This window comes from Streptomyces sp. NRRL S-350 (assembly GCF_000719705.1).
GTDB lineage: Bacteria > Actinomycetota > Actinomycetes > Streptomycetales > Streptomycetaceae > Kitasatospora.
Genome location: NZ_JOHO01000019.1, coordinates 83,513 through 97,044 on the forward strand (window position 1 = coordinate 83,513; position 13,532 = coordinate 97,044).

Below are 13,532 nucleotides of genomic sequence, written 5' to 3' on the forward strand. Positions count from 1 at the left end.
CGTCGCAGTGTGCGGTAGCGTCGCCGACACCTCCCGAATGGCGGGCGAAATCACGGTTTCCCGCCCCCGTGCCGTCAGGATGGGAGCGAACCGTTCACCTCGATCCGCCGGGGGATCCCGCCATGCAGCCGCGAGTCTTCGCGATTCTCACCGCCGTGCTCCTGGGCGTCCTGGGCCTCGGGTCGGTGGCCGTCACCGACTGGTCGCCCGCGGCGGCCACCGCGACCCCGGCCCCCGCCGGGGCCCAGCCGGCGGCAGCCGGCACCGGGGGCCCCGCGAGCGCCGCCCCGACGGGCGATCCGGCGGTGTGGACCCGCTCGACCCTGCGCAACAAGATGATGGCCGAGATGGAGGCCACCGATCCAGGCGTCGCCCTCGCCGACCTCGACAAGATCACCAAGGAGAAGCCGTACACCGTGCGCTTCTGCCACCCGATCGCGCACGAGCTCGGGCACGCGGCGGTCAAGCGCTTCAACGCGGACTTCCAGAAGGTCATCTCGTTCCCGCACGAGACCTGCGCGGCCGGCTACCTGCACGGCGCCGTCGAGGAGATGCTCAACGCCTCCACCCAGCCCGAGGTCGACCTGCTCAAGCTCTGCGCGCCCAAGAACAGCGGCCCCTGCATCCACGGCGTCGGCCACGGCACGATGTTCGTCGCCAAGCAGGACGTCACCAAGGCCCGCGACCTGTGCAACAAGTTCACCACGGACCAGAACCGGATCCGCTGCTCCGAGGGCCTGTTCATGCAGCTCTTCGGCCCCGACGAGGAGGACGAGCAGGCCAAGGCCAACCTGCCCGCCGACAAGCTCGCCCAGGACCCGCTCTACCCCTGCAAGGACCAGCCCTCGCTGTTCCAGTCCGCCTGCTTCTTCTACGCCCCGACCTTCTACCTCTCCTCGCACGACTACCCGAACCACCCCGAGGTCTACGCCGACGCCCTGAAGTGGTGCCTCAACGGCAAGGCGAGCGGCGGGGCGGTGGACTGCAGCCGGGGCGTCGGCTCGCGGACCATGAAGTACAACCTCGACCGCGAGGACTGGGCCGCCCAGCAGTGCGCCACCGCCGCGGACGGCTGGCAGCGCAAGGCCTGCGCCGAGGGTCTGGTCAGCTACTACACGGTCAACTACACCGACGGCGGCGCGGCCGGACGGCTCTGCGCCAAGATCACCAACAAGGAGATGCAGAGTTACTGCCGCTCGGCGGGCGGCCTGTCCGGCTCCCTGGACTGATCACGTCCGATCCCACCGGAAGAGGCCCGCGCCGCACGGCGCGGGCCTCTTCCGTAGGATCACCGGACCACCGGGTGCGCCGAGGACGCCGCGCCTTCCCCGGCCCCCCTGGAGCACGCCCGCCATGACCACCGAGGACACCGGCGCCGAAACCCCTCGCACCGAGGACTTCCCCGCCGAACACCCCCTCGCCGAGGACTTCTCCGCCGAGGACTTCCGGGCCGCCGCCCACGCCGCCGCCGAGCTGGTCTCCGACTACCTCGCCGAACTCCCCGGCCGCCCGGTCTGGCAGCCGATGGACGACGACGCCCGCCGGGCCCTGCTCGACGCCCCGCTGCCCGCCGGCGGCCGCCCGCTCGCCGAGCTGCTGGCCGCCATCGGGCAGGACGTCCTCCCCCACCCCATGGGCAACGGCAACCCGCGCTTCTTCGGCTGGGTCAACTCGGCCCCCGCCCCCGCCGGAGTGCTCGCCACCCTCGCCGCCGCCGCGATGAACCCCAGCTCGGCCGGCGGCGACCACGCCGACGTCCACCTGGAGCGCGCCGTCGTCCGCTGGATCGCCGAACTCGTCGGCTTCCCGCACCCGGCCGGCGGCGGACTGCTCACCTCCGGCACCTCGATGGCGACCATCGTCTGCCTCGCCGCCGCCCGCGACCGCGCCGCCCGCCGAGCCGGCCGGGACATCCGCGAGGACGGCCTGGCGGGGCTGCCCCCGCTGGTCGGCTACGTCACCGGCGAGACCCACTCCTGCGTCCGCAAGGCCGCCGAACTCCTCGGCCTCGGCAGCAGGCACCTGCGCACCGTCGCCACCGGCCCCGACGGCCGCCTGGACACCGCCGACCTGCGCGCCGCCGTCGAACGCGACCGCGCGGCCGGCCTGCTGCCCTTCCTCGTCGTCGCCTCCGCCGGCACCGTCGGCACCGGCGCCGTCGACGAGTTCGGCCCGATCGCCGACCTGTGCGAGGAGCAGGACCTCTGGCTGCACGTGGACGGCGCGTACGGCGCCTTCGGCCGGCTCGACCCGGCCATCGCCCACCGCTACGCCGGCCTGGAGCGCGCCGACTCGCTCGCCCTCGACCCGCACAAGTGGCTCGGCGTCCCGGTCGACTGCGGCTGCGCCCTGGTCCGCGACACCGACGAGCTGCGCGCCACCTTCAGCCTCGTCCCGTCCTACCTGCGCGACGAGGCGGCGGGCGCGCTCGGCTGGTTCTCCGAGTACGGCACCGAGCAGACCCGCCCGTTCCGGGCCCTCAAGGTCTGGGCCACCATCGCCCACCGGGGCCGCACCGGCCTCGCCCGGGACATCGCCCGGTGCACCGACCTGGCCCGCCGCCTCGGCGAACTCGTCCGGGCCGACGATGAGTTGGAGCTGCTGGCCGAGGTCCAGACCTCGATCGTCGCGTTCCGACACCGCGCCTCCGGACTGGACCCGGCCGCCCGCGACGCCCTCAACCGCGACCTGCCCGCCGCCGTCCAGCGACGCGGCCGCGTCTTCGTCACCGGCGCCCGCCTCGGCGAGCACGAGATGCTCCGCGCCTGCCTCCTCAACGCCGCGACGACGGAGGACGACCTGCGCCTCCTCCTCGCCGAAGTCAAGGACGCGGCCCGCGACCTGCTTGCGTAACAGCCCCGCGACAGCCCCGAGCGGACCGTAACCACCTGGTCACGGCGGCTACGCGGTCGGGAAACACCGGTCGGGCACGGTGGTGGCATGGAGCACTCGAAGCCTTCCCTCCACCGTGTCCCCGGCGCCCGACGCACCCACCGCTGGCGCCGGGACACCGTCGAACTCGCCGCCGTCTTCCTGTCCGTCACGGCGGCCGACCTCATCGCCAAGGTCGTCGTCCACGGGCCCGACGGCCCGGTCGTGGTGGGAGCCTCCGCGCTCGCGCTGCTCGCCACCGCCCTGCTCCACTCCTGGTGGTCCCCGCACGCACCGCCCCCGGCCACGCTCTGGCGGGTCCGCGCCACGGTCCTCGCGCACACCCACACGACCCTCGCCGACCACCGGATCACCCTGCTCTCCGTCCACCCCACGACCGACGAGCTCTTCCTGCACACCCCCCGGTCGCTCACCACGGCCGACCTCGCCACCCTCCTCACCACCACGGGCCACACCGTCGAGGACCTGCCGACCCGGATCGCCTGATCCACACCTCGGCCACCACAGCGGCGATGTGACGGTACGTCAGGGCGTGCCGGGGTCGTTCGGGTGCGGTTCGAGCGGGGTCACCACTGCGGCCATCCACGGCCACATCGGCAGGCTGCCGAGCACCGCCTCCCGCAGCTCCGCCTCGTCGGCCGCCCGCCAGACGCCGATGCTGCGCCGCTCGCCGACCGGGCGCCACAACCGGGCCAGATGGCCGGTCGCAGCCAGTTCCCCGGCCCGGACGGCCTCGGCGGCGCGCCGCCGCTCGACCTCCTCCGCGGGGGTGCCCTCGGGAATGGCGGTGGTGATCTCGACCAGGAACTCGATCACGGTCATGCTCCCTTCTCGCCCCCTCGCCGCTTGCCCCGCCTCTCGCCCCCTCATGGTCGGCCCGCCGCCCGCCCGCCGCCACGACCGGCCCACACCCGTGGGCCGGTCGGGCGAAATCGAGGGCGATCTCCCGCGGGCGTCCGCCGACCGGGGGCGCGCCGCCCCCCGAGGGCGGGCTCCTCCCCGTGGACGGCCGGACGAGCGCCGCCCACCGATCCCCGCGCCCCACCCCCGGGAGTACCGCCATGCACCGCAGCACCGCGGCCGACGAGACGATCCTGCGCGGCGTCCTCGACGGCTGGAAGGCCGCCGTCGACCAGCACCGGCCCGACCGGGCCGCCGCCCACTTCACCGAGGACGCGATCTTCCAGGGCCTGCACCCCTACAGCGTCGGACGGGCCGGTGTCGCCGCCTACTACGACGCCCAGCCCCTCGGCATGACCGCCGACTACCGCGTCCTGGAGACCAGACGACCCGCCGAACACCTCGTCCTGGGCTACCTGAGCGTGGACTTCGCCTTCACCGACCGGCCCACCCTCACCGTGCACCTCGGTGTCCTGCTCCAGCGGACGGGCCAGGGATGGGCGATCGCCCACTACCAGGTCTCCCGGCTGGACCAGCTCCCGTCGACGCCCTGAGGCCTGCCGCGGCGCCCCCCGCCCCGGCCGACGGTATCGGGCCTTCACCGCGACCCGGACGGCGCAGCGAACCTGCCGGTCCGCTGCGCCGCACTCCGACGCGAGCGCAGGTCAGCCCCGGTCGTCCGGCTGGATGACGCAGGCCGAGTTCGCGAGCATCGAGCCGAAGCCGCCGAGCAGGGTGCCGACCACGTTCCGGCAGGCGGCGGCCTCCTGCGGGGTCTTGGGGCCGTGGTTGTCGGCGGCCGCGGCGGGCTGGGCGAGGGCGAGCGGGGCGGAGAGGAGCAGCGCGCAACACGCGGCGGCCAGTGCGGACTTCCGGGCGAACGTCAGGACAGGCATGGGGAACCCCTTCGGAGACGGTGGGACCGGCGGAAAAGCCGAGCCATCCCTATCCGAGGGGGTTCCCCCACTCACGGATTCTGGGCCATCCGTGAGCGTGTCCGGGTCAGCGGCCGGAGGTGGTCTCCTCGTCGGCGATCCGTTCCACGGCCCGGATCGCGGCGGCGAGTTCGGTCACGCCGTGCTCCTTCAGCACCCCGTAGTGGTCACCGGCCAGGTCGACCACGGTGGGCGGGGCGGCGGAGTAGCCGCTGCTGCCCTCGATGAAGGAGTAGTCGTCGCCGGCCGCCTTGAAGACGGTCACCGGCGCGGACAGCCGCCGCTCGGCGAGTTCGCGGAAGCTGTACTCGAACTCGTAGGTCTCCCCGACGATCCCGGTGATCCGGCGGATCACCTCCTCGTCCAGGTCCGGCAGCAGCCGGTGTACGGAGGCGACGAAGGTGTCCTCGTCCGTCGTCTCGGCCAGGCAGCGCTCCAGCTCGGCCCCGCCGATCCGGCCGGTGAACACCCCGAACAGGATGGTCACGTAGGCGGGGTCGGCGTACGAGGCCTCGCGGCCCCACTGCCGGCCGTCGTCCCGGCGCACCTGCGGGTTGCCGGGGCAGATCAGCAGCAGGCGCTCCACCCGCCGGCCTGCCTGTTCCAGTTGCCAGGCCGCCTCGAAGGCGACGCGGGCGCCGAAGGAGAAGCCCCACAGCGTGTACGGGCCCTCGGGCTGCACCCGGCGCAGCTCGGCGACGTCGGCGGCGGCCATCTCCCGGATGGTCGGGTACGGCGTCTCGCCGTCGTTGATGCCGTGCGCCTGGATGCCGTAGAAAGCCCGCCCGTCGCTCGCCTCGCGGCCCAGCAGCCGCAGGTTCATCGGGTAGCCGCCCAGTCCGGGCCAGCAGAACACCGGTCGGCCGGAGTCGCCCGGGTGCAGCGGGACGAGCCGGGAGCCGGCCGCGTCGGCCCTGCCGTCGCCGCCCCCACCGGCGTCTCCACCCTCACCGCCGTCACCGCTCCTGCCGCGCGCCCGCTCGATGCGGGCGGCCAGGTCGCCCAGCGTCGGGCACTCGAACAGCACCTGCAGCGGGAGCGTGACGGCGAACTCGCGGTTGATCCGGTGGACGAGGGCCACGGCGATCAGCGAGTTCCCGCCGACGGCGAAGAACTCGTCCGCGACGGACACGTCCTCGTAGTTCAGCGCCTGCCCCCAGGCCTCGGCCAGCCACCGCTCGTCCTCGGTGCGCGGGGCGACGTACGCGCTGCGGGCGTCGGCCGTGCGGACGGCGTCCGAGGCGGCCAGCGCCTTGAGGTCGACCTTGCCGTTCGCGGTGAGCGGCAGGGCGTCCACGACCAGCACCCGGTTGGGGAGCATGTAGTCGGGCAGCAGGTCAGCGAGTTCGTCCTTGATGATCTCGGCCGGGCCCTTCATGTGGACGGCGTCCTCCTGCATGCCCTCGCTGCGGATCTGCTCCTCGCTCACCCTGCCGCCGAGGAAGAAGTACGACGGGCCGGTGGCGATGCCGTGGCCGGCGAGGATCTCGTCGATGCGGCGCGCGGCGGGCAGCGGGTGGCCGGTCCTGGAGCTGTAGCCGGAGGACATGAAGCCCAGGCCCCGGCCGTTGCGCTGCAGGTGGTGCAGCTTGGTGCCGAGCGCGATGTACTCCAGCCACTCGTGCGGCGCGCGGCTGACGGCGGTGATGCCGAACGCGGCCCGGGCGTGGACGGACTGGTTGATCGCGATCACGTGCCGCGACTCCACCACGGCGTCCGCGACGTGCGCCAGCGCGCCGTCGGCGTACCGGTAGAGGCCGCCGGGCAGGCCGTCCACCCGGCCGTCGTGGACCTGGACGTACAGCTCGGTGCACTCGGCGCGGGGGGCGCCGCCGTTGCGGACGACCGTGAAGCTGCCCAGGTAGTGGTCCTCCGCGGCGACGTCCAGCCGGTCCTTGACCGCCGGGTCGAGGCCGAGCGGGCGCACGTCCAGCCCGTACTCGGGCAGCACCTCCTCGAGGACGCCGAGCATGTGGCCGGTCTCGAACTCCAGCACCTCGCGGATGTTGTTCTTGTACACCGGCTCGATGGCGCCGTGCTTGCCGGAGAAGTGCAGCGTCAGGTACGCCTCCTCGCGGGTCTCGGCGGCCGCGATCCGGATCAGGCTGTGCTCGACGGGGTGGTAGTAGTACAGCCCGGCCGCGAGTCCGTCCAGGCCGCCGGTCTCCAGGTACAGCTGGGTGGCGTAGAGCGCGCCGGGCGAGGCGTACGCGTACTTGGGCAGCAGCCGCTCGTCGCTGTGGAACTGGCCGAACCACCGCAGGACGCGGCCGAGTTCGGGGAAGCTCAGCAGCGCCAGGTCCCGGCCGAAGGTGTCGGCGGGACGGGGGGCGAGCAGCGCGGCGAGGTCGTCGCGGGTGACGGGGCCGCCGTCGTAGAAGCGGTAGGTCTTGCGGGCGAAGGTCTCCCGGCGCTGGGTCCCGCTCTCGCGCCGGCCGGGCAGCTCGACCCGTTCGCGGCCGGCCAGCTGCCCGCGGTCGCGCACGCCGGGGTCGGACAACTGGGCCTTGACCTGCAGCTTGCCGACCTTGGACTGGTGGTGGCCGCCGTGGTTGCCCTGGTCCATCAGCGCGGCCTCGCGGGGGTCGAGCTCGACGCAGGCGACGAGGTCGTGGTGGCCGGTGCGCTCGTCCGCGGTGACGACCGCGGCCGAGCGGCGCACCCAGGTGTGCTCCTCGATCGCGCGGGCGATCTCGTCCGGCTCGACCCGGTAGCCGCGCAGCTTGACCTGGTTGTCGGCCCGGCCGACGAACTGGATGGTGCCGTCGGCGTTCCACCGCACGAGGTCGCCGGTGCGGTACAGCCGCTCGCCGGGGGTGAACGGGGACGGGACGAACCGTTCCTCGGTCAGCTCCGGGCGGTGCAGGTAGCCGCGGGCCAGCTGCACACCGCCGATGTACAGCTCACCCACGCCGTCGGCGCCGACCGGCGCCCGGTTCTCGTCCAGGATGTGGCACTGGGTGTCGTCCACGGGCCGGCCGATCGGCACCGTGCCGGCGCCGTCGCCCGGTTCGGCGGGGTCGACGACGTGCGCGGTGGCGTTGATCGTGCACTCGGTCGGGCCGTACAGGTTGACCAGCGAGGCGGCGGGCAGGGCCCGGCCCACGGCGCGGGCGAGCCGCCGGGACAGCGCCTCGCCGCCGGAGAAGACCCGCGCCAGGCTGGTGCAGTCGGCGAAGCCCTCGGTGTCCAGCAGCGCCTGCAGCAGGGTGGGCACGCACTGCAGCGCGGTCACGCCGTGCCGCCGCACGGTGGCGACCAGCGCCTCCGGGTCGCGGTACAGGCCGGGCGTGCCGGCCACCACACGGGCGCCGACCGCCGGGGCGAGGATCTCCCACTGGGCGGCGTCGAAGCTCATCGGGGTCTTCTGCAGCACGGTGACCCCGGGGTCGAGGTGCCCGGCGCCGAGCATCCAGCGCAGCTGGGAGACCACCGAGCGGTGCTCGATCATCACGCCCTTGGGGCGGCCGGTGCTGCCGGAGGTGTAGATCACGTAGGCCAGCGCCTCCGGCGCGGCGCCGTCCGCGGCCACCGGGTTGGTCTGCGGCGCGTCGTCGGGGGTGGCGACCACCGTGCCGGCCGGGGCCAGCGCGGCCAGCCGCCCGCGCAGGTGCTCCTGGGTGAGCACGATCCGGGTGCCGCTGTCCTCGATCATGTAGCGGAGCCGGTCCTCCGGGTACTCGGGCGACAGCGGCAGGTAGCCGGCTCCGGCGTACAGGACGCCCCAGACTCCGGCGACCAGTTCCACGGACGGCTCGACGTGGAGGCCGACGCAGGTGTCTGCGCCGGCGCCCAGCCGGCGCAGGTGCGCGCCCAGTCGCCGGGCGGTCCCGGCCAGTTCGCGGAAGGTGAGGCCCCGGCCCTCGCCGATGACGGCCGGGGCGTCGGGCCGGGTGCGCACCTGCCGGTCGAGCAGGTCGGTGAGCGCGCCGCCGGCCGGGGCGCGGCGGGCGTGCGGGACGGCGGGGGTGGCGGCGGAGACGGACGGGTCGATGCGCATGGGAAGTGCCTTCGGTGCGGGGTTCGGGGCCCCGGCGGCCTGCTCGCCAGGAGCGCCGGGTTCGTGATCCACCGTCGGCGGCCCGTTGTCCCACCCGCATGAGGCCGCGGTCCGGACCTTTCGCGGCCTCGTCCCGGCGCCCCCGGCCGCCCTGTCCCGGCCCGGGGGCGCCCTGTCCCGGCCGGGGGGGTGCGCGCAGGCCCAGCCCAGGGGCGCGCGGTCCCGCCCGGGGGGCGCGCGGTCCCGGCTCCGGTGCGCCGCCGTCCCGGGTGCGTCCCGGACATTCGTCCGTTCACGATCACGTAACCGAGCGGAAGCGAGCCCTCGGTAGCGTCGGTGGCATGACGGCATCCCGCACTCGCCCCGAACGGCTCTGGCACCGGCCCTTCCGCAGGTCCGACCGCAGGTGCGCGGCGCCCGACGGCCAGGCCACCCGGCTGCTCGCGCTGACCGGCCCGGTACGGGTCGCCCGGTCGCACCCCCCGTCGCCCTCCCTCCCCGAGCGTCCGGCCGGCCCGGCGCCGGAGGCGCCGTCCCGGCTGTCCCTGCCGGACGGGACGGAGCTGCTGCTGCGCGCCGCAGGGCCGGCCGACAAGGCGGCTGCCCTGGCGATGCACGGCCGCTGCTCCCCCGCCTCCCTGCGGCTGCGCTACCACGGCCCGGTCCGCGACGCCGACCGCCACCTCGACCACCTGCTGGACGCGCGGCACGGCCGCAGCCTGGCCGTGGAATCCCCCGACGGGCGGATCCTCGCCCTGGGGCACCTGATGTGGGACGACGGCGAGGCGGAGCTGGCCGTCCTGGTCGAGGACGCCTGGCAGCGGCACGGCCTGGGGCCGGCCCTGCTGCGGCGGCTGGCGGCGATGGCCGGGGCGGCCGGGATCGGGACGGTGTACGCGGTGACGCACGCCGCCAACACCGGCCTGATCGCCGCGATGCGCCGGTTGGAGGTGCCGCTGGACTTCGACGCCGAGGGCGGCACCCTGGTGATCACCGCGACGCTGGGCGCCGGGTACCCGGCCGCCCACACCCGCCACCCGGGCCGCTGATCATTTCTTCACCAGATCCTCACCCGGGCACCCCGGGAACCCGGCGGCCCCGGTGGAGCGTCGTCAAGGGATGAAGGGTCGCTCCGTACACCGCCCTCCTCGACGGGCCGTCAGCAGCCCCCTCCGCCGCGTCACAGCAGGCGGCGCGGGGTCCGGATCGTCCGGTCGGGCGACGGAGTCGGTAGGCTGACCCCCGTCCCCGCCGCCCGACGGCCCGTTATCCGGCCCGGGTGGTGCCGCAGCAAGGAGGAACCACTGAGCATGGCAGGCACCGAATCGGAGCCCACAGGCGCACGCGACGCCTCGCTGCCGGCCCGCGCCAAGATCGCGGTCACGGCCGGCCGGGTCGCCGCCGCCGTGTCGCGCAAGGCCGGACGCGGGAGCGGCTCGGTGATCGGCGGCAAGGTCGCCCTCAAGCTCGACCCCGACCTGCTCGCCACCCTCGCCGACCACCTCGACGTCGTCCTGGTCAGCGCGACCAACGGCAAGACCACCACCACCCGCCTGATCGCCGAGGCCCTGCGCGCCGCCGGCCCGGTGGTCTCCAACGCCCTCGGCGCCAACATGCCGGCCGGCATCACCTCCGCCCTGGCGGGCGGCACCGAGGCCCGCTTCGGCGTGATCGAGGTCGACGAGAAGTACCTGGCGACGGTCGCCCGCGACACCCGCCCCAAGGCGATCGCCCTGCTCAACCTCTCCCGCGACCAGCTCGACCGCGCCGCCGAGACGCGGATGATGGCCGAGAAGTGGCGCGAGGGCCTGCAGGACAGCGAGGCCGTGGTCATCGCCAACGCCGACGACCCCCTGGTGACGTGGGCCGCCTCCTCCTGCAAGAAGGTGGTCTGGGTGGCCGCCGGACAGGCCTGGAAGGAGGACGCCTGGTCCTGCCCCGCCTGCGGCGGCGTGATGCAGCGCCCCGGCGACGACTGGTTCTGCCAGGACTGCGGCTTCCGCCGCCCCAACCCGCACTGGGCGCTCCAGGGCACCCACGTGATCGACCCGCAGCGCGGCGCCTGGCCGATCCAGCTGCAGCTGCCCGGCCGCGCCAACCTGGCCAACGCCACCAGCTCGGCCGCCGTCGCCGCCGTGTTCGGCGTCTCCCCGCAGATCGCCCTGGAGCGGATGCGCTCGGTGACCGCCGTGGCCGGCCGCTACGACGTGGTCCAGTACCAGGGCCGCGACATCCGGCTGCTGCTGGCCAAGAACCCGGCCGGCTGGCTGGAGACCTTCTCGCTGATCGACGGCCCGCCCGCCCCGGTGATCCTCTCCGTCAACGCCCTCGACGCCGACGGCACCGACACCTCCTGGCTGTGGGACGTCGACTACGAGCGCCTCGCCGGGCACCCGGTCTTCGTGATGGGCCAGCGCAAGCTGGACCTGGCCGTCCGCCTCGAGGTCGCCGGACTTCAGTTCCACGTGGTCGACACCCTGGAGCAGGCCGTCCGGATGGCCCCGCCCGGCCGGATCGAGGCCATCGCCAACTACACCGCCTTCCAGCAGCTGCGGAAGGCCGTGGCCGGCTGATGCCGCGCCCGCACGCCCACCTTTACGCGACGGAAGGCCTTCGAGGATGAGTGAGAGCAGCCTGCGCGTGGTCTGGGTCTACCCGGACCTGCTCAGCACCTACGGGGACCGGGGCAACGCCCTGGTCGTGGAGCGCCGGGCCCGCCAGCGCCACCTCAACGTGACCAGGATCGACGTCCGCTCCGACCAGGCGATCCCCACCAGCGGTGACATCTACCTGATCGGCGGCGGCGAGGACCGCCCGCAGCGCCTGGCCGCCGAACGCCTGCGCGCCGACAGCGGCCTGATCCGGGCCTCCGAGAACGGCGCGATCATCTTCGGCGTCTGCGCGGGCTTCCAGATCATGGGCCACGAGTTCATCAACGACCTCGGCGAGCGCGAGCCCGGCCTCGGCCTGCTCGACGTCTGGACCGCGCGCGGCGAGGGCGCCCGCTGCGTCGGCGACGTCCTGGCCGACGTCGACCCCCGGCTCGGCCTGCCTCAGCTGACCGGCTTCGAGAACCACCAGGGCATCACCCACCTCGGCCAGGGCGTCCAGCCGTTCGCGAACGTCAGCGTCGGCCGGGGCAACGGCACCGGCGACGGCACCGAGGGCGCCTGGCGGGACACCGTCTTCGGCACCTACCTGCACGGCCCCGTCCTGGCGCGCAACCCTGCCGTGGCCGACATGCTGATCAAGCTGGCACTGGACGTCAACGCCCTCCCGCCGGCCGACACCACCTGGTACGACGCGCTGCGCGCCGAGCGCATCGCCGCCGCGACGCGCCCCGCCTAGTACGCCCGACCGCCCCGCCCGGGTGCCCGCCATGCGGTCACCCGGCCCGCGGGCGGCCCCGGACGTACGACAATGGGGCTGCCTACTGCACACCCTCCTCGGCAGCAGGCCGCATTTCCGCGCGGGGGCGCCGACGGCGCCGTCCCCGCGTCGGCTCCTGCCCGGCCGGACCAGGGGTCGTATGCTCGACACCACGGCCGATTCGGGACGTTCCGTCCTGATCGGCCGCTCCTTCACCCCACGGCCACCTCCCCGCCACCCCGGCGCGGGAGCGCCCCGTCACGGTGACGGCTCGTCGTCCCAGCCTGTGGTCCGGCCGTTCCTCGGTTCTGCTCGGGAGTTGCAAAGCTAATGCGTATCGGAGTGCTGACCAGCGGCGGTGACTGCCCCGGACTGAACGCGGTGATCCGTTCCGTGGTCCACCGCGGGGTGGTCGACCACGGCGACGAGATCATCGGGTTCGAGGACGGGTGGCGCGGGTTCCTGGAGGGCCACCACCGCCCCCTGACCCTGGACTCGGTGAGCGGCATCCTGGCCCAGGGCGGCACCATCCTCGGTTCCTCCCGGGTCCAGCCCAGCCACCTGCGCGACGGCGTGGAGCGGGCCAAGAAGTACTGCTCCGACCTCGGCCTGGACGCCGTCATCCCGATCGGCGGCGAGGGCACGCTGAAGGCCGCCAAGCTGATGAGCGACGCGGGCCTGCCGATCGTCGGCGTGCCGAAGACCATCGACAACGACATCGCCGCCACCGACGTGACCTTCGGCTTCGACACCGCCGTCTCGGTCGCCACCGACGCGCTGGACCGGCTGAAGACCACCGCCGAGTCCCACCAGCGGGTCATGGTCGTCGAGGTCATGGGCCGGCACACCGGCTGGATCGCGCTGAACGCGGGCATGGCGGCCGGTGCGCACGCCATCGTCGTCCCGGAGCGCCCGTTCCACATCGACAAGCTGACCGCCGTCGTCCGCGAACGCTTCGACCGCCAGAAGAAGTTCGCCATCGTGGTCTGCGCCGAGGGCGCCAAGCCCGAAGCCGGCACGATGCACTGGGAGGAGGGCACCAAGGACATCTACGGCCACGAGCGCTTCACCGGCATCGCCACCCAGCTCTCCCGCGAACTGGAGCACCGCCTCGGCAAGGAGGCCCGACCGGTCATCCTCGGCCACACCCAGCGCGGCGGCACCCCGACCGCCTACGACCGGGTGCTCGCCACCCGCTTCGGCTGGCACGCCGTCGAGGCCGTCCACAAGGGCGCCTTCGGGCACATCACCGCGCTGCAGGGCACCAACATCAACCTGGTGCCACTGGCGGAGGCCGTCGCCGAGCTGAAGACCGTCCCGCAGGAGCGCTACCTGGAGGCCGAGACGGTCCTCTGACCTCCGCCCTCACCCGAACACCCGAACACCCGAACACCCGACGGCCCCCGACCCGCCCGGCGGTTTCCGGCGGTCGCCGT

At 74.0% G+C, this 13,532-nt stretch carries 11 protein-coding genes; 8 read left to right on the forward strand and 3 right to left on the reverse strand.

From position 1 onward, the window contains the following. Window positions 1-122: 122 nt before the first annotated feature. The 3 genes from IF30_RS0119090 (at window position 123) to IF30_RS0119100 (ending at window position 3,378) form a co-directional block, all read left to right on the forward strand. A complete protein-coding gene (locus IF30_RS0119090; protein WP_030239683.1) occupies window positions 123-1,229 on the forward strand; it encodes a hypothetical protein in 1,107 nt (368 codons plus the stop codon). A gap of 124 nt (window positions 1,230-1,353) precedes the next feature. Beyond that, a complete protein-coding gene (locus IF30_RS0119095; protein WP_078891513.1) occupies window positions 1,354-2,853 on the forward strand; it encodes a pyridoxal phosphate-dependent decarboxylase family protein in 1,500 nt (499 codons plus the stop codon). 87 nt (window positions 2,854-2,940) lie between these two features. Next, window positions 2,941-3,378 carry a hypothetical protein gene (locus IF30_RS0119100; protein WP_030239685.1) on the forward strand — a complete coding sequence of 146 codons (438 nt, stop codon included), beginning with the start codon at window positions 2,941-2,943 and terminating at the stop codon, window positions 3,376-3,378. 39 nt (window positions 3,379-3,417) lie between these two features. On the opposite strand, the gene IF30_RS0119105 is transcribed toward IF30_RS0119100, so the two are convergent. Further along, the gene (locus tag IF30_RS0119105; protein ID WP_030239686.1) at window positions 3,418-3,708 is read right to left on the reverse strand and encodes a muconolactone Delta-isomerase family protein; all 291 of its coding nucleotides are present in this window, start codon (window positions 3,706-3,708) and stop codon (window positions 3,418-3,420) included. Window positions 3,709-3,953: 245 nt separating this feature from the next. Between IF30_RS0119105 and IF30_RS0119110 the strand changes: the two genes are divergently transcribed. Further along, window positions 3,954-4,346 (forward strand): nuclear transport factor 2 family protein, encoded by a 393-nt coding sequence (locus IF30_RS0119110; RefSeq protein ID WP_030239687.1) that lies wholly within the window; start codon window positions 3,954-3,956, stop codon window positions 4,344-4,346. 111 nt (window positions 4,347-4,457) lie between these two features. Here IF30_RS0119110 and IF30_RS0119115 read toward each other — a convergent pair whose 3' ends face one another. Beyond that, entirely contained in the window at window positions 4,458-4,688 is a 231-nt protein-coding gene (locus tag IF30_RS0119115) for a hypothetical protein (RefSeq protein WP_030239690.1), read from the reverse strand. Window positions 4,689-4,794: 106 nt separating this feature from the next. Next, the gene (locus IF30_RS0119120) at window positions 4,795-8,727 is read right to left on the reverse strand and encodes an amino acid adenylation domain-containing protein (protein ID WP_030239693.1); all 3,933 of its coding nucleotides are present in this window, start codon (window positions 8,725-8,727) and stop codon (window positions 4,795-4,797) included. Between the two features lie 341 nt (window positions 8,728-9,068). Between IF30_RS0119120 and IF30_RS41670 the strand changes: the two genes are divergently transcribed. The 4 genes from IF30_RS41670 to IF30_RS0119140 all read left to right on the forward strand — a co-directional run bounded on the left by IF30_RS41670 (window position 9,069) and on the right by IF30_RS0119140 (window position 13,452). After that, window positions 9,069-9,776, forward strand: coding sequence for a GNAT family N-acetyltransferase (locus tag IF30_RS41670; protein ID WP_030239696.1), 708 nt, complete (start codon window positions 9,069-9,071; stop codon window positions 9,774-9,776). Window positions 9,777-10,037: 261 nt separating this feature from the next. Beyond that, window positions 10,038-11,300, forward strand: coding sequence for a MurT ligase domain-containing protein (locus IF30_RS0119130; RefSeq protein WP_030239698.1), 1,263 nt, complete (start codon window positions 10,038-10,040; stop codon window positions 11,298-11,300). Window positions 11,301-11,346: 46 nt separating this feature from the next. Continuing rightward, window positions 11,347-12,075: a type 1 glutamine amidotransferase gene (locus tag IF30_RS0119135; RefSeq protein WP_030239701.1), complete on the forward strand. Its 729-nt coding sequence runs from the start codon at window positions 11,347-11,349 to the stop codon at window positions 12,073-12,075. Window positions 12,076-12,426: 351 nt separating this feature from the next. Continuing rightward, window positions 12,427-13,452: a 6-phosphofructokinase gene (locus IF30_RS0119140; protein ID WP_030239703.1), complete on the forward strand. Its 1,026-nt coding sequence runs from the start codon at window positions 12,427-12,429 to the stop codon at window positions 13,450-13,452. Window positions 13,453-13,532 lie beyond the last annotated feature (80 nt).